Source organism: Paenibacillus sp. FSL P2-0322 (genome assembly GCF_037975315.1).
GTDB lineage: Bacteria > Bacillota > Bacilli > Paenibacillales > Paenibacillaceae > Paenibacillus > Paenibacillus polymyxa_B.
Map to the genome: position 1 here is coordinate 1,017,695 of NZ_CP150243.1, position 17,281 is coordinate 1,034,975.

15 protein-coding genes are annotated in these 17,281 nt (G+C 44.1%); 12 read left to right on the forward strand and 3 right to left on the reverse strand.

The window, feature by feature from the left end:
* The first annotated feature begins 188 nt into the window (after window positions 1–188).
* The 7 genes from MKY24_RS04660 to MKY24_RS04690 all read left to right on the forward strand — a co-directional run bounded on the left by MKY24_RS04660 (window position 189) and on the right by MKY24_RS04690 (window position 8,523).
* On the forward strand, window positions 189–1,190 hold the full coding sequence (locus tag MKY24_RS04660; protein WP_075153781.1) for a Gfo/Idh/MocA family oxidoreductase: 1,002 nt from the start codon (window positions 189–191) through the stop codon (window positions 1,188–1,190).
* A 325-nt stretch (window positions 1,191–1,515) separates the two neighbouring features.
* Complete coding sequence (locus MKY24_RS04665; protein WP_025721288.1) at window positions 1,516–2,541, forward strand: methionine ABC transporter ATP-binding protein; 1,026 nt, start codon at window positions 1,516–1,518, stop codon at window positions 2,539–2,541.
* The gene (locus tag MKY24_RS04670) at window positions 2,531–3,193 is read left to right on the forward strand and encodes a methionine ABC transporter permease (protein ID WP_023987133.1); all 663 of its coding nucleotides are present in this window, start codon (window positions 2,531–2,533) and stop codon (window positions 3,191–3,193) included. Before MKY24_RS04665 ends, MKY24_RS04670 begins: the two co-directional genes overlap by 11 nt.
* A 43-nt stretch (window positions 3,194–3,236) precedes the next feature.
* Window positions 3,237–4,124: a MetQ/NlpA family ABC transporter substrate-binding protein gene (locus tag MKY24_RS04675; RefSeq protein WP_023987134.1), complete on the forward strand. Its 888-nt coding sequence runs from the start codon at window positions 3,237–3,239 to the stop codon at window positions 4,122–4,124.
* Between the two features lie 64 nt (window positions 4,125–4,188).
* On the forward strand, window positions 4,189–5,397 hold the full coding sequence (locus MKY24_RS04680) for a M20 family metallopeptidase (RefSeq protein WP_068938578.1): 1,209 nt from the start codon (window positions 4,189–4,191) through the stop codon (window positions 5,395–5,397).
* 255 nt (window positions 5,398–5,652) lie between these two features.
* Window positions 5,653–7,086, forward strand: coding sequence for a metallophosphoesterase family protein (locus MKY24_RS04685; protein WP_068938579.1), 1,434 nt, complete (start codon window positions 5,653–5,655; stop codon window positions 7,084–7,086).
* A gap of 210 nt (window positions 7,087–7,296) precedes the next feature.
* On the forward strand, window positions 7,297–8,523 hold the full coding sequence (locus MKY24_RS04690; protein ID WP_068938580.1) for an RtcB family protein: 1,227 nt from the start codon (window positions 7,297–7,299) through the stop codon (window positions 8,521–8,523).
* Between the two features lie 116 nt (window positions 8,524–8,639).
* On the opposite strand, the gene MKY24_RS04695 is transcribed toward MKY24_RS04690, so the two are convergent.
* Together MKY24_RS04695 and MKY24_RS04700 are read right to left on the reverse strand one after the other, a co-directional pair.
* Window positions 8,640–9,530 carry a shikimate dehydrogenase gene (locus MKY24_RS04695; RefSeq protein WP_339201482.1) on the reverse strand — a complete coding sequence of 297 codons (891 nt, stop codon included), beginning with the start codon at window positions 9,528–9,530 and terminating at the stop codon, window positions 8,640–8,642.
* A gap of 29 nt (window positions 9,531–9,559) precedes the next feature.
* A complete protein-coding gene (locus tag MKY24_RS04700) occupies window positions 9,560–10,750 on the reverse strand; it encodes an MFS transporter (protein ID WP_076160067.1) in 1,191 nt (396 codons plus the stop codon).
* 216 nt (window positions 10,751–10,966) lie between these two features.
* Between MKY24_RS04700 and MKY24_RS04705 the strand changes: the two genes are divergently transcribed.
* The 3 genes from MKY24_RS04705 to aroD all read left to right on the forward strand — a co-directional run bounded on the left by MKY24_RS04705 (window position 10,967) and on the right by aroD (window position 14,138).
* Window positions 10,967–11,878: a LysR family transcriptional regulator gene (locus MKY24_RS04705; protein ID WP_023987140.1), complete on the forward strand. Its 912-nt coding sequence runs from the start codon at window positions 10,967–10,969 to the stop codon at window positions 11,876–11,878.
* A 129-nt stretch (window positions 11,879–12,007) separates the two neighbouring features.
* The gene (locus MKY24_RS04710; RefSeq protein ID WP_080751598.1) at window positions 12,008–13,270 is read left to right on the forward strand and encodes an MFS transporter; all 1,263 of its coding nucleotides are present in this window, start codon (window positions 12,008–12,010) and stop codon (window positions 13,268–13,270) included.
* A 103-nt stretch (window positions 13,271–13,373) separates the two neighbouring features.
* Window positions 13,374–14,138, forward strand: coding sequence for a type I 3-dehydroquinate dehydratase (aroD, locus tag MKY24_RS04715; RefSeq protein ID WP_028542038.1), 765 nt, complete (start codon window positions 13,374–13,376; stop codon window positions 14,136–14,138).
* 102 nt (window positions 14,139–14,240) lie between these two features.
* Here aroD and MKY24_RS04720 read toward each other — a convergent pair whose 3' ends face one another.
* Window positions 14,241–14,813 carry a shikimate kinase gene (locus MKY24_RS04720; protein WP_023987143.1) on the reverse strand — a complete coding sequence of 191 codons (573 nt, stop codon included), beginning with the start codon at window positions 14,811–14,813 and terminating at the stop codon, window positions 14,241–14,243.
* Window positions 14,814–15,366: 553 nt separating this feature from the next.
* Here MKY24_RS04720 and MKY24_RS04725 point away from each other — a divergent pair.
* On the forward strand, window positions 15,367–16,059 hold the full coding sequence (locus MKY24_RS04725) for a pectate lyase (RefSeq protein WP_339201484.1): 693 nt from the start codon (window positions 15,367–15,369) through the stop codon (window positions 16,057–16,059).
* A gap of 135 nt (window positions 16,060–16,194) precedes the next feature.
* Complete coding sequence (locus MKY24_RS04730) at window positions 16,195–17,232, forward strand: aminoglycoside phosphotransferase family protein (RefSeq protein WP_175405209.1); 1,038 nt, start codon at window positions 16,195–16,197, stop codon at window positions 17,230–17,232.
* Window positions 17,233–17,281: the final 49 nt, after the last annotated feature.

Here is a 17,281-nt window from a genome sequence, read left to right on the forward strand (position 1 = left end):
CCCAAATAAATAACAGGGACTGTGGTACAATCAGTATAAATTATGCTGATAGACTACAGTCTTTTTTTTTCGAATGAACATGTTAAAGCATGAGATATGACTAACGGTATAGTGGACAAGTTTAGGCTGGAATGCGAGAATAGGTACATATGAATTGTAATGACTCACGGGAAGGATGGGATACTGTGATGCGTTTTGGTATTGTTGGAACCAACTGGATAACAGAGAGGTTTATTCAAGCTGCGATGGAGACGGACGAATTTTCCCTGACGGCGGTGTACTCACGCACAGAGGATAAGGGCAAAGCTTTTGCTGACAAATATAACAGCCAGCCGGAGGTTTTTACAGACCTGGCGCAAATGGCCGCAAGTGATCAGGTCGATGCCGTATATATTGCCAGCCCCAATTCCTTACATGCGGAGCAGGCGATCTTATGTATGAATCACGGAAAGCACGTGTTGTGTGAGAAACCTTTTGCGTCTAATACAGCAGAGGTGAAGAGCATGATCGAAGCCGCGCGCAACAACGATGTTCTGCTGATGGAGGCCGTTAAATCCACACTTATGCCTAACTTTAAAATAATAAAGGATCATATGTATAAAATAGGCCGGGTTCGGCGTTATTTTGCAAGCTACTGTCAATACTCCTCACGCTTTGATGCTTTTAAGCAAGGTAAGGTATTGAATGCGTTTAATCCGGCCTTTTCCAATGGTTCCTTGATGGACCTTGGAGTGTATTGTTTGTATCCTATGGTGACTTTGTTCGGCAAACCTGAGGAGGTTCGGGCGGTGGGTGTACTTTTATCCTCTGGTGTCGATGGCGAGGGCAGTATCGTGATGAAGTATCCTGATATGGATGCTACGGTCATGTATTCCAAAATTACAGATTCCTATCTGCCTGCTGAAATTCAGGGTGAGAATGGAACGATGGTGATCGACAAAATCAGTCAGCCCTATGAGGTGAAAATTCATTATCGGGACGGCACGATTGAAGATCTGACCAAAGCTCAGACGCGTGAGCCAATGTATTATGAAATTCAGGAATTTATTGATTTGATCAAGAGTGGTGAACGCAACAGTTCCATTAACTCCTTGGAGTGTTCACTTACAGTCGCTGAAGTGATGGAGGAGGCAAGACAACAATTCGGCCTTCGTTATGAAGCAGATTTGAAAAATACTTCTGCACATTAGTCAGTGGAATGATCAAGATTGCAATTCACAAAGGGCTGCCGGTTTTGCAAACTTTGCAAATATACGGTTAGCCTTATTTGGCTTTGTAGCCCTAAAAGTGTAAGCAATTGTGATGACAGGAGTCAGAAGGCTATATTCATTTTTTATTGACAGATTCTCCTTCTTGTCTTAAGGTGTTAACAATGCAATATACAGTTAAATAATCCCACCTTCGTTCAAACGAAGATTAGGGAATTTTTTTTAGGGTATAAATCCGATTAAATCCACCGGATTACTAAAATTGGATGGAGGAATACATACATTGTAGACGTAAGGAGGAAGCAGTTTGATAAAGTTTGAACAAGTTAGCAAAATATTTACCTTACCCAATCGTAAGGTAAATGCACTCGAAGAGGTTTCGTTATCGGTTGAAAAAGGAGAAATTTTCGGCGTGATTGGCTTTAGCGGTGCAGGTAAAAGTACGCTGCTGCGGCTTGTCAATCTACTGGAACGCCCCTCAGAGGGACGAATTGTCGTTAATGATCAGGATGTTACTCAGATACGTCCTAAGGAACTAAGAAATTTAAGAAGACGGATCGGGATGGTATTCCAAACCTTTAATTTGTTTAACTCTCGTACTGTATATGGGAATCTGGCTTATCCTCTAAAACTGGCTAAACTGCCCAAGGCACAGATAGATGCTCGTGTTAAGGAGCTGCTGCAATTTGTTGGATTGGAGGATAAAGCGGATTCCTATCCGGAGCAGTTATCTGGCGGGCAAAAGCAACGGGTCGGCATTGCCAGAGCACTTGCGAATTCGCCCGATATTCTCATCTGTGATGAAGCGACCTCGGCCCTCGACCCGGAAACGACAGAAGATATATTGAGGCTGCTGAAAAAAGTAAATGAAGAGTACCAGATTACGATCTTGCTCATTACCCATGAAATGAATGTGATTCGCAGTATTTGTGATCGTGTGGCGGTGATGGAGAATGGTAGGGTGATTGAGCAGGGCAGTGTGTTCGATGTATTTGCCAATCCACAGACGAAGACGACGAAAAATTTTATTCGCTCTGTACTGAATGATCAGCTTTCACCCAAACTGCTGAGCAAGATTCGGGAGCATCACGCTGGCCGATTGTACAGACTTGTTTTTCGGGGTGGGGCGACCAGTGAACCAGTGCTTTCTAGAGCGACACGGAAGCATAATCTGGATTACAACATTGTATATGGAAGTATTAATGAGCTACAGGGAGCGCTGTTCGGAAGCTTAATTGTCGAGTTAATCGGTGCAGACGATGAAGTTAACAAGGTCGTGGAGGAACTACGAACGACGGTGGAAGTCAGGGAGGTCGTCGATCATGAGAGTTAATTGGGATACATTTTGGCTCAAGGTAGTGGAGGCTACAGGGGAAACGCTTTTGATGGTTGTTGTCACGCTGATTTTTGCCAGTATTCTGGGGCTTATGATTGGTTTAGTACTGTATGTGACACGTAAAGGGAGCTTGTTTGAAAACAAATTTGTGTTTATGTTTCTGAATTTGCTGATTAATATCATTCGCCCGATTCCGTTTATCATTTTTTTAGTGGCGATTAGCCCGTTTACGCGTTTAATCATGGGAACCACGATTGGAACCTCGGCGGCTATTTTCCCAATGACTATTGTAGCGGCCTTTGCTGTAGCGAGAATTGTGGAAAATAATCTGGTCTCCATTGATCCGGGCATGATAGAAGCTGCCAAGGCACTGGGAGCGACTCCATTTCAGATCATCACGGGTGTGTTGATTCGGGAAGCGCTGGGACCTTTGATTCTAGGGTTGACGTTTATTACCGTGGCCTTGATTGATTTCTCTGCCATGGCTGGTACGGTGGGCGGAGGAGGCCTTGGGAACCTGGCAATGACCTATGGTTATCAACGATTCGATACTTCGGTCATGATTGTCACGATTGTTTTGCTGATCCTTTTTGTACAGGTCGCCCAATATGCGGGGAATTACTTGTCTCGTAAATTTCTACGGCGCTAATGGGAACAGAGTATTATACATAACGATTAAAGGGGAAATGAAAATGAAAAAAATATTTCGCTTGGGTTTACTGGCTATTCTTAGTGTAGCGGTTCTATCTGCTTGCTCAGCTAACGGTTCGGGCTCAAATGCAAATGAAAAAGTACATGTTAAAATCGGGGTTTCAGGATCTGAGGACACGTATTGGGATGTGCTCAAGAAGAAAGCAGAGGCCAAAAATATTGAAATTGAGCTGATCAGTTTCTCGGATTATACATTACCCAATAAGGCGCTCGCCAATAAAGAGGTAGATTTGAACTCCTTTCAACATTTGGCCTTTCTCAGTCAGTTTAATGTAGAAAATGATGTGAATATCGTCCCTATTGGTGCAACGATTATCGCTCCGATGGCACTGTACTCTGAAAAATTCAAAAACGTATCGGATATTCCTGACGGCTCCAAAATTGCTATACCGGATGATCCCTCCAATCAGGGACGGGCTTTAAAACTTCTCCAGTCTGCAGGGCTGATTAAGTTGAAGCAGGATGCGGGCCTGTATCCGACCACGGATGAAATAGAAGGGAATCCTAAAAAGCTGGAGATTGTCCCAGTTGTCGCCCAGCAGACGCCGCGTGTCTTGTCTGATGTAGCCGCCTCAGCTGTGAACAGCGGTGTTGCTACAGATGCCGGGCTCAAGCTGGATGGAGCCATCTACAAGGATGATGCAAGCAGCGAAGAAGCGAAGCCATATGTGAACGTGTTTGCTGCCCGTGCGGAGGATAAGGATAATGCGACTTACAAAACGATCGTGGATTTGTACCATGATGCTGATGTAGCCGAGGCGGTAAAACAGGATTCCAAAGGAGCTAACGTCGTGGTAGACCAGTCTGCCGAAGAGCTACAGGCCACATTGGATAAGCTGGTAGCAGATGTTAAAGCGCAAAAGAAATAAGAATGTTGAACAGAAGTAGGGTTGGAAGCATACTAATCTATTTTCGAAACGAGGAGAGATTGCGATGAGTACAACGAACACGGTCGATACACATAGACAGCGGATTATTGAGGAAATTGAGGATTCTCGTCAGCTTTACACGGAAACGAGCCGGTTTATTCATGCTAATCCCGAAATCGGCAATCAAGAATTTCAGGCTTCCCAGGCACTGACGGGCATTTTGGAGCAAGCGGGGTTTGAGGTAACTCGGAATGTAGCGGGACACGAAACCGGATTTGTTGCCCGTAAGGCTTCTGCTAGACCAGGTCCGAAAATCGGATACTTGGCTGAATATGATGCATTGCCCGGTCTGGGCCATGCTTGTGGCCACAATATTATCGGAACCGCAAGCACGGCAGCAGCCATCGCCTTGGCGCAGGTGATCGACGAAACGGGAGGTGAGGTGTATGTGTTCGGTACACCAGCGGAAGAAGGCGGTCCTAATGGCAGTGCAAAAGGCAGCTTCGTGAAGCACGGGCTGTTCGAAGGGATTGATGCTGCACTGATGGTTCATCCATCTGGTGTGACCCGGCTGACCTCACCAAGTCTGGCAGTTGATCCGCTAGATTTTCATTTTTACGGCAAAGCGGCTCACGCCGCAGGATCACCAGAGCAGGGAATCAATGCGCTCGATGCGGTGCTGCAGTTGTTCAGCGGTATCAATGCTTTGCGTCAGCAACTGCCGACCGATGTGCGTATTCATGGCATCATTACGCATGGAGGAGACGCGCCCAATATCATTCCGGACTATGCGTCGGCACGCTTTTTCATTCGGGCAAGTACTTGGCAGCGCACAGAGGAGGTTTCCACGAAAGTTCGCCATATCGCAGATGCTGCTGCTTTGGCAACAGGAGCCACTGTGAAAATCGAACGTTTTCAAAATGAAGTGCGTGATTTCATTCTGAACGATACCCTGGATGAGGTAGTAGGTCGTGAACTGGAAGCGCTGGGAGAACAGCTGGATCGTGGCCCTCGTGCCGGACTGGGTTCGACGGATGCGGGAAATGTAAGCCATGTTATCCCGACTGCACATGCTTACATTAAGATCGGTCCGGATGATCTCATCGCTCATACGGTGGAATTCAGGGAAGCGGCTGGCTCTGAGAAGGGTGAGGAAGCCTTAGTGATTGGAGCCAAGGCGTTAGCCTTGTCAGGCTTGGAGCTACTGGTGAATGAAACACTACTGGTTGCGGTGAAGGAAGATTTTAAGCGTACGCATTCAGCGGCACAGTAAGCCAAGTCCACACATGGCATAGCAGAGCCGTCTAATATGAGTGTTATAGTTGAAGAGGATATCCTACAGTCTGTTTGGCTGCATGGATATCCTTTTTCATTTTCTTATAAGCTGCTATCATTGCTCCTCAATCGCTAGGTCACTCATAACCTCATTTTTACAAAGTACTATATTTCCAAAAACAACGTATTAACATTTGATTGTTATGATTATAGTTATAACTTTTACATATTAACTGCAAAGAGGAGTGTACACATGTTTAAGAAGTTTCAAAAGTGGTCAGCAACATCTATGTCTGTTGCTCTTGCACTAGGTTTGATTACTGGCATGTCAGCCTTACCTGTCCATGCTGAGTCACCAGGGAACACAGATCAAGGGATTAGTAAAGTTACAGCTACATTTTATGGAGACACAAAAGTCTCCAAAGGATTTACTTGGTATACTTCAAAACTTTTCACGAACAGCACTGTTCAAGTAATCAAGAAAACGGCTTCTGAAGCTGATTATACGAGTGCTCTTACATTTGAAGGCACTTCCTCTCCATCGACCAATTCTGCAGAAGAGCTTGTCCATAAAGCTGTAGCTACAGGTCTTCAAGCGGACACAGCTTATTATTATCGTGTGGGTGATGCAGCGCGCGGGATATGGAGCGAAACAGGTACGTTTCAAACGGCTCCTAAGAGCGGTGAATTTACCTTCATCGATCTAGCTGATACACAAGCAAAAAGCGAAGATGAAGCCATATTGTCTTCACAGACGCTCGAAAAAGCACTTCAAACCGTAGAAAATGCTCAGTTTGTAGTCCACAACGGAGATATCGTAGATACGGGTACCAAAGAAGAGCAGTGGAACTGGCTGCTGGGGCATTCACAAAAAAGCCTTTTGAATACAACCATTGTTCCTTCAGCAGGTAATCACGAGGATGAGAACTACGCTTTTTATGATCACTTTAATATTAACGAACCTTCTGGTTCCGCTACTAAAACAGGAGCGTACTACTCTTATGATTACAGCAATGCTCACTTTATCGTACTGAACTCCAATGAGGCTTCAGAGAAATATGCCAATTTTTCTGAAGCTCAAGTCGAATGGTTAAAGAAAGATGCTGCGGCAGCCAAAAGGGCAGGTGCAAAGTGGATCATTGTTAACATTCATAAAGGTCCTTACACTACCTCTAATCATGCAACAGATTCTGACATCATGGATAAGAATGGAGTTCGTAACCAAATCGCTCCACTAATGGCCGAACTTGATATCGACTTTGTCGTGCAAGGGCACGATCATATTTACGCTCGTACGAAACCAATCAACCAAGAGGGTAAAGCAACAACGCCAACAAAATTAAAAGATACATTAAATGATAAGACGATTGAATATAGTGTGAATCCAGATGGAAGTATCTATGTCATCCCAGCAACCGCTGGCCCCAAAGTCTACTACAAAAACCCAAGTGAAAAACTTGGAGATAAGTACTATAATCTCTTTGAACTAGCTGAAGAGAATCATGCGGCAGTATATGGCCCAGATCCGAGTGACAATCGTAGACCAACACGTGGACAGGTACAGAATTTTGTTGGCATTACTGTAGACGGAAATAAACTTACAGCCGTAACGTATGAAATTGATCAAAACAAAAATGATGCCAAACCTTTTATTGTGGATCAATTCGGAATCATCAAAAAAGATTAGTATAATTGATTTAATAGTTTCTAAATGATCATAAAAGGATATCCTACAGTCTGGTTGGCTGCATGGATTCCTTTTTCATTTTCTTAGGGGATATCTACTATTGTACTTGTAATACTTACGCCCTGTTCGGAAGCTGGTAAAACGTACATAATGCAATTAACGACTTTACAAGTTTAAACATGGAGTGACTTACAGGAGGATGAAACGACGATGGCTTATCAAGAAATCAATGGAGTACGCGTATGGGGAGTACCTGATCCAGGGGCATTATCTCAAGCTCGTACATGTGCCGAAAACGGTAATGTAATTCAAGCGCTGCTGATGGCAGATCATCATAAAGGCTACAGTCAGCCGATTGGCGGTGTGATGGTGTATGACGGACAAATTTCGCCTTCAGGTGTCGGGTATGATATCGGTTGCGGAAATAAGGCGGTAAGAACCAAGCTGTTTGCAGCAGATATTATGCCGCGTATTTCAGCCGTGATGGATGAGGTTGCATGTCATATTTCGTTTGGCGTAGGTCGTGTGAATGCAATTCAGATAGACCATGAGCTGTTCGATGACCCGGATTGGGCAGTATATGCGGCGATTGGGAAACAAGAACATGACAAACTGAAGTCCTTGGCGAGAGAACAGCTGGGTACAGTAGGGAGTGGTAATCATTTTGTTGATGTATTCGTCGAGGAAGCGACAGGACAGGTCTGGATTGCCAATCATTTCGGCAGCCGGGGCTTTGGACACAAAACAGCAAGTGGGTTTCTAAATTTGGCCGCTGGACGAGAGTTTCTCGGAAAGGCGCCGGGAGAGCATATGGATCAGCCGCCTGTGCTGCTGGATATGAACAGTGAGTTGGGGGATATGTACTACCGTGCGATGCGCCTTGCCGGACGCTATGCGTATGCGGGACGTGACTATGTGATAGAACAAGTGCTTGGTATTATGGGGACCGAAGCGGACTTTACTGTGCATAACCACCATAATTACGCATGGAAAGAACAGCATGATGGGTGTGACACCATTGTGGTCCGTAAAGGCGCTACTCCCTCGGCACCTGGCCAGATGGGCTTTATTGGAGGAAGCATGGGCGATATTTCGGTGATTGTACGCGGAAAAGATTCGGTAGAAAATCGGGATTCCTACTATAGTACAGTTCATGGGGCAGGTCGTATTATGAGTCGTACCCAGGCAGCTGGTAAAATGAATTGGAAAACCCGCACACGGAGTGGTGGACAAATCACGGACGTACAGATGAAGGAGGCCGTTCTGAACTATAGTGTCGAACTGCGCGGAGCCGGTACAGATGAAAGCCCGTTCGTCTACCGTAAACTGCGCGAGGTACTGGACGCTCATTCCGAGACCGTGGAAGTTATGCATGAACTGAAGCCCATTGGGGTATGCATGGCTGGGGCTAATGAATTTGACCCTTATAAGGATTAATAAAAAGACTATGCCAGGCAGAAGTGTTCATTCGCCGAGCATAGTCTTTTGAGTACATAAATGAGTATATAATAGAAGGAATTCATTGCTTGATGCGTTTGTTAGTAGCTCTATGTTTACAGCTTGTCAGCAAAAAGCTGTTCTTTAATATAAGCGACTGGCATTTCTTGGCCTGTCCACAGTTCGAAGGCAAGTGCGCCCTGCCACAGCATCATGCCCAGACCGTTAATGGCAGTTGCACCTACGGATTCGGCTTGTTCCATCAACTTGGATTTAGCTGGGCTGTACACTACATCGGTTACGATCAGGTCGGAACGAAGCATGGACACATCTTCAATCACACTTTTGCCTTCCAGTGGTTTCATACCAACACCTGTACCGTTAGCGAGAATGTGACTTGTGCGGATCTCTTCACGTAGCTGTTCTTGATTTTCCAATGGATAGATATTCGCCTTAACTTGGGTGTGTTTCATATCTTCATTAATAATACGGACATTCTCTTCTGCACGAGCAAAGAACTGATCGTTACGGGCAAAGATTGAAATTTCAGCCAGACCTGCTTGAGCCGCTTCAATAGCAATCGGTGTAGCTGCGCCGCCAGAGCCCACAAGTGTCATTTTCTTGCCTTTCAGGTCAATGCCGTGTTCACGCAAGTTACGAACATAACCAGATCCATCTGTACTGTAGCCTTTCAGTTTACTATCTGTGTTCACGACGGTGTTGACGGCACCTGTAAATTTAGCGCTGTCGTCCAGCTCGTCAAGATACTGTAGAATAGCTGTTTTATTAGGCATAGACACGTTATAACCGCGTATGTTCAGAGCGCGCATCCCCCGTACCACTTCTTCAAGTTGTTCATTTCCTACTTCAAAGGCCATATACGCATTATTCAGGCCCAGCTTTTCAAACGCAAGATTATGCATAGCCGGGGACAAAGAGTGTCCGATTGGTGTAGCAAGCAGTCCGATTAGTTGTGTTCTTCCGTCAATACGTCCAGCATTTTTCATTATATAAGCCTCCAAGTAATCTGTGTAGTTTAATGAAATACTTTTTTATATCGATAAGCAACAAACACGGCCAGCAAAATACTGACTACAGCAATCGCAATATCCAGAATGAATACCGAGGTAATTCCCAAACTTTTGGACATGCCCCCGGTAGCCAAAGGCATCAGGATGAACGAAAGACTGGCTGCTATGTTCACGAGAGAAGTCGTAGTGCCTTTGTTCTTGCGGAAAAATTCCGTCATAACCGTGAGGGCAATTTGGAATATGCCTGCGGTAGACAAGCCGATCAAGAATGAACTGATCAAAGTAGCGACAGGATTGTGCCATGTAATTAAAGCCAACAAAGAAAGTAGGGCAATAAGCGGATATACAATCATGACAGTAATCGGTTTAATGAATTTACCAAGTACCACTGCTAACAAAATAACGGAAACCAATGAACCTATACTATAGTAGCTCAGCAGTTTAATGGCACTGGCTTTGTCCATGCCCAGGGCCTCTTGTCCAAAGGTAGGAAGCCATAGCTGCACGATCATGAACAATACAGTAGAAGTAAAACCGATAATAATCAGAGATAAACCTTCTTGCCAAAACTTAGGCTCGCTGCGGAAAGTATCTGTGGATTGAGCAGCCTCGGTTGGAGCCTTTTGTTCCTCAGCTTTGTGGTTGGGGAAAGCTGTCATCGATAAGAAGATACCGTTCAGCAGATAAATCCCTGCTGGAATAAAGAAGGAATATCCATAGAACATATCGTGATTAATAAAGAATGCAATCATGAACGGAATCACAATAGCACCGATAGAGATGGATGCTTTGACCAGTACAGTTGCAGATCCAGCTTTTTTTCCAAAGCCTTCAATTAATGCAGGATACGTTCCTGAATCCATCATAGAGTTGCAAAGCCCTGCGATAATGGCAAACACGAATGCCAGCGAATAGTTAGGTGCAAGCGGAATGCCAATCAGAAAGATTAAATAAGCAAATGATGCAATAACAATGAGTGGTTTTCTTCCGTATTTGTCTGACATTTTTCCGGCTACCCCGAGAGCGAGCAGCTTACCGATCCCAATCGCGGACACCAGATAGCCGATGGCTGCTTTATCCGTGTTCAATTGGACGGTCAGGAAGCTCATATTCGACGAGAGAATAACATTGATCATACCCAGAAGAAAATAGTTGATGTAAAGCCCTGCTGCCATTCTGATATAAGGATTTTTCATAAGTGTAACTCCCAACTTAAATTTTAGATCAATGGCCTAGGTAGGCATCGTCCAGCGGTATTGCATTACGCCTACAGATAAGTGAAATTATTCACATTCTTTCTATGTCATTATTATATAAGGAGTGTTATTATAAATCCAATGCATATTTCTATCGTTTTTCATAGTTTGGGTCTATAATTTAAAATATGAATTAAAGAAGGAGATTACATAATTATGAACCTGAAGCACTTACAATATTTTCGTGTACTTGCGGAGATGGAGCATTTTACCCAGGCAGCTATGCGACTATGTATTACTCAGCCCAGTTTAAGTCATGCGATTTCAGAATTAGAAAAAGATTTGGGAGTTCATCTGTTCGAGAAGCAGGGGAGAAATATTCGGTTAAACAAATACGGACGATTTTTCCTGAAGTATGTGGAGCACGCGATGGATGAATTAGAAAAGGGAGAACACAATTTACGGGAGCTAGTGAGTCCAAGCCATGGAAATATAGATTTGGCGTTCATTTACACGTTAGGCTCACACTTCATTCCAGCGATCATTCAGGCTTTTTCAGCTCTAGATGCCCGTAAAGATATCTCCTTTTCGTTTCACCAAGGGAATACGAACGATATTATCAAGGGGCTGAAGCAGGAACATTATGATGTGGCGTTCTGCTCTCACATGGAAAATGAACCGGATGTGGAGTTTATTCCGTTGGCTCAGCAGGAACTGGTTGTCATTGTTTCGCCTGATCATCCACTGGCGACTCTAGACCAAATTGATCTCAAGGATACAGCGGATTATCCGGTGATCTTCTTCAACAAAAAGAGTGGGGTTCGGCCCATTATTGAGAATTTGTTTGTCAAAGCGGGCGTCACGCCACAGATTATTTGCGAGATTGAAGAGGATACAGCAATGGCAGGGCTGGTGTCTGTCAATTACGGAATTGGGGTTATGCCTCGAATTTCATCGTTAGATTATTTTAACGTCAAAACATTGCCTATTGTAAATCCAGAATACGAGCGTTTTATCTACCTGGCCAGCATCAAAAATAGATATTTATCCCCGGCAGTAGTGGACTTTCGGAACTTTGCACTAAGCTACGGCAAGGAGTTTTATCTGAAAACGCATCAGCGCGTCTAGGTTGGGGTCCCGCAATATTTAAACTTGATAAATCTTAAAATGTGTTCTATACTTCATCATCGACACAGGTAATGTGAAATGATTCACATTTTAATACTACAAGACTTACTTACAAAAGCAGGTGAATTCATGATGAAACGTTCTTCTTTTCCAGTGGCGACAGGCCTTTATGTAAACTATCTTTTGTTCGGCATGTTTAATATTATGCTGGCGTCCCACATGTCCTTTTTAACAGAGCATTTGCATACAGATCAGGCGGGCATCAGTCTCTTGGTTTCTGCGATGGGATTTGGCAGGTTGTTTACGCTGTACATATCCGGGGTGCTCTCCGACCGTTATGGTCGTAAGCCGTTTATTGTGGTAGCAGGGCTACTAATGGCTGTATTCTTGGTCGGTATACCGCTGAGTCCCAGCTTTGAGATGGCGATCGTACTGGCAGTGCTGGCAGGCGTAGCGAATTCTTTTCTTGATTCAGGTACTTATCCAGCGCTGATCGAAGCTTTCCCCCAATCCTCTGGTTCGGCTACAGTGTTGGTGAGAGGCTTTATATCCATCGGGGCGGCATTTTTACCGTTAATGATTATCTTTTTTATGAATCACGACATTTTCTACGGATTCTCTTTCTTTTTACCAGCCTTCATATTTGCTTTGAATGCAATTTACCTGTTCAAGATGAAGTTCCCAGACATGCGGGTTCAGTCACCCAAGGAGCCAGTTGGTGATACTTCTGTATCGAGCGTTGAGCAAGCGGGAAAATTGGAGGCAAATGATCGGAGTAAGCCGCGGTTTTGGCAGGAAGGGGTATGCCTTATCTTGCTCGGATTTACCGGACCGACTTTGCTTTATATTGTGCAGTTATGGCTGCCTACTTTTGGACAACAGTTTATCGGTATGACCCAATCAGAGTCTCTCAGATTATTAGTTTATTACAATGTCGGTTCACTGATTTCCGTGTTTGTATTGGTAATTGTGTTAAGAAAATGGGTTAAACCTGTTCACATTATTCTTATTTATCCATGTATTTCCCTGTTGGCTTTTGGAGCGCTTCTCTTATTCAAGTCAGGGGCTGCGGCCATTATTTGTGCGAGCGTCATTGGGTTTTCAATATCAGGTGTACTTCAGCTGACATTAACCGTAATGAGTGAATTTTTTAGTCAACGAAAAGGACAGATTACCGGGTTTGTGTATACAGCAACCTCGCTGTCATACACGGTCATTCCCGTGTTTACAGGCTTTCTTTTGAAACATTCTCAGATATCGAGTGTTTTTATGCTAGCTATTATTGTGAATGTGCTAGGGATCGTACTGGCGGTGTTTGTTAATTTTCGGTACAGTTTAGTTTTTCCAGCAAGTCGCAAATTGTCCCCTAAAATCGTACTTGATACCAAATAAATGACGACTGGACCTAATCATCTGCATGCTTATTCAGAATGCGTTATACTATGAATTATTGTACATGTTCGACTTGAAACTGTAATTTGGGAGTGAGATAGAGATGGCTAAAATCGTAAAGGTGAAAGATGTTCTGATCGGTGAAGGAGCGCCAAAAATTTGTGTGCCCATGGTGGGAGAAACGTTGGAGCAGTTGAAGGAAGAGGCCACTTATTTACGTACGCTCGACCTGGATATCGTGGAGTGGAGAGTCGATTTTTTCGAGCATGTGGAGGATCTGGAAAAGGTTAAAGCTGCCTTACATGAAATTCGGTCTATTTTAGCAAATGTTCCGCTCGTATTTACGTTCCGTAGCGCTCGGGAAGGCGGAGAAAAGGAAATCAGTGCAGCGAGTTATGTGGAATTGAACCGTACAGTAGCCGAAACGGGGCAAGTCGAACTTATTGATGTAGAGCTTTTTAATGAGGAAGCTGATGTGAAGACGCTGGTAGAAGCAGCACATAAGCATAACGTATATGTGATTATATCTAATCATGATTTTCATAAGACGCCGTCGAAGGAGGAGATTGTGTCCCGGTTACGTAAGGCGCAGGAATTGGGAGGCGATCTGCCTAAGATAGCAGTGATGCCAACCAATACAGCCGATGTGCTCACTTTGCTGGATGCCACGCGTACCATGGCAGAAGAGCATGCAGATCGGCCGATTATTACGATGTCGATGGCGGGGAAAGGTGTCGTGAGCCGCCTGACCGGAGAACTGTTTGGTTCGGCTCTGACCTTTGGTGCTGCTAAGAAAGCTTCCGCTCCGGGGCAGATTCCTGTCACTGAACTGAGAGAGATATTGACGGTGCTGCATAGCCATTCTTAAAAGATGGATAGCATTACTCGCTAGTCAGTAATATATCCGCAGTGAACCAAAAAGGAAGGCCCCCATGCGGTAAGCATGCGAGCCCTCCTTTTTGTGTAACTCTTAATTCAATCCCCGAGTAGGTTCATACAACTCCCAACCTAGATTCAGCGTTTGAATAATATAGTCTGCGACTTCTTCCGCATCCAACTGATCCGTATCGATCTTGGAGTGATTCACCGCGTAAATGTCCTGTCTGGAACGGAAGAGATCCTCAATTTCCCCTAAAGTCTTGTTTTGTAGATTGGGACGGGTGTCAATCAGCATCTTGAGCCGATCTTTCCAGGAATCCCAATTTAAATCCAGGAAGAAAACAATCGATGAAGCCAAACAAGCTTGCTTCACCTCTTCCTGTAAAAATGCACCACCGCCAACGGAAATGATTTTGAGGCGTGTGTTGCTGCATAGCTTCAAAATATGCTCTTTTTCAATCTCACGGAAACGCTTCTCTCCATAAGTTTTGAAAATCTCTGTTGTTGGCATGTTGTATTCTCGTTCAATCTCCTGGTCAATATCCACGAAATCGCGATACAGCTTGCGAGCTAGATGGGAACCGATCGTTGTTTTGCCTACACCCATAAAGCCGATGAGCACAATATTTTGTTCTTTTAATGGAATCTCACTATTGTTTTGCACGATAACCACTCTTTTCTCACCAGTAATGTTGAGATGTGACGCTTCAAAGCACTAAATACATTATACGTTCATCAAACGTGTCATTCAATAGTATAGACTACATCAAAAATGAGGTATAGAACGAAATAAGGTTCTGATTACCATTGTAGTGACATAGAGCACGCATTCGAGACTAGATACTCAGTAATTTGATGCGTAAATTGTCAAAAAATAAACTTATACAAGTATAAAAGAGGCAATATTGTGTACTTAATTAAAAAAAAGGACATATTTTGGCGGGAAATATATTGAAATTACTGGAAGTATGATTATAATAGAGTTATGCAAATTGTAAATGTAATCGCTCTCTTTACAATTTGTGCTTTGTATTATTTATAAGACAAGATTGCTTTGAACCAAAAACCAAGTATACATATGCAAATAGTTAAATAATGCTTTATAGACATGTATCGGTTAATGGGTTCATTGTGCGAAGGTGGTGATACGGTCTACGCGTTCTAGTCAACGAAGAATTGGAACAATAAAAAATTATCTACGAGAGGGATGAATTGAAATGAAAACAAACACAGCTAAAGTATTGAAAAAGGGAATCAGTATCGCTTTATCAGGAATGTTGGTTGCTTTATTTGTCGGCAATTATTCTGCTCATGCAGCTCCAGAAGTCGTTCATAAGACCATACTTGTTAAAGCTGGAGAAGTATACGATGGTAAAGGCAAGACTGTAGTGGCTGATCCTGATACCTTGGGAGACGGAAGCCAGAAAGAGGCTCAAAAGCCTATTTTCAAGCTTGAAAATAATGCAACACTGAAAAATGTGACCATCGCTGCACCTGCTGCGGATGGTGTGCATGTATATGGCAATGGAACTATCTCCAACGTAACGTGGGAGGATGTAGGTGAAGATGCATTGACGCTTAAAGAACCAGGCACGGTAAACATTACGGGCGGTGGAGCGTTCCATGCGTACGATAAAGTATTCCAAATTAATGCCGAAGGCACGATTAACATTAAGAACTTTAGAGCCGATGATATCGGAAAACTGGTTCGCCAGCTGGGGGACTCTACTTTTAGAGTGAATATGACTTTGGATAACTCGGATATTTCCAACGTGAAGGATTCGATCCTGAGATCGGACGGTCCTAACAGCAAAGCTAAAATTACGAACACTCGTTATCACAATGTGAAACAATTGTTCAAAGGCTTTAAATCCAGTAATACGAGCGAGTCCGGCAATACTCAATATTAATCGGAGTAAGATAGGAGTAGAGATATGATAAGGGGCTGTCCAACAGGTCTTGTGATCTGATTGGACAAGCCCCTTTTTTGGTACGGCGAGTTTCCCCAAGATGATCTGGACTTCGTTCGGAACGAGGACTGTGATATGATCGTGCTATTACATTTTATACAAAAAAGTTGGGTAGCTATGAATCCTTTTCATCAATATGTGAATGTTGACGGCACTTTGAATGATACGCTGGCGCGGAATCGTGAAATTTTATATACAGGTACGAATGGTCGGCATGTGGAACGTTTTTACGTGTCTTCCTCTGAAAGTTATATATTCAAACCGCTAACCAACGATGATCAGGAGGGGCGGGAGAGATGGGTGTACGAGCATGTGCTTCCTGCGTTATCACCAATCTATCCCCGATTGCTAGCCTGGTCTGACGCAGACGCGGATGGCGGAGGAGAATGGATGGTTTTTGAGGACCTTGGTCCGTTACATCATCTACACGCAGACGAAACCCTGTTACGGGCTATTGGACTTGTTGCATGGTGGCATGCTTTGCCGACGGATCGTTTTGCTGGAATGCCGCTGCGGGGACCGAAGCCACTCATTCAGGAGATGGTTTCCGAGCTATACACGCGCAAGCCGGATGTGTTAAAGCTTTGCAGCTCACTGGGATTATCTAAGCAACAGATGCAGCGTATGTATGTACAGCTGGAGCATTTATCTTTTTCACAGCAGCTAGTACTGTCTCATGGTGATCTTCATCCGGGGAACTATGCGCTGAGCGGGGAACGGCTTATGGTACTGGATTGGGAGCATGCTCATCTGAACACACCGCTGTGGGATGTATATCACCTGATCGACATGTCCCATCCGTTGTTTCCCCGACGGATGACGTCCGAATTGCGTATTCGTATACTGGACACATACGTGGAGCAGCTGGAGCTGTTGGGGATAAGAGTGGATCGAACGGCATTTATGCTGGAATATGGCATGTTTGCGGTGGTATTTTCGCTCTGGATGCTGTTGTTAATCACAAGTGATTTGCAAAGGATTGGAACGAACCTGCATAGAAACGGCGATAAATGGTCAAAAGAGCAATTAGAGTCCCAGTTGGATGAAACGTTAGCCTGTTTGAACCAATGTGCAGCGATGATGGATTGGGGACAAGCCCAACAATGTAGATAGTAGCTTAAGACATAGACTGTATTTAGTTAGTAAAAGAAGGTGGGGAAAT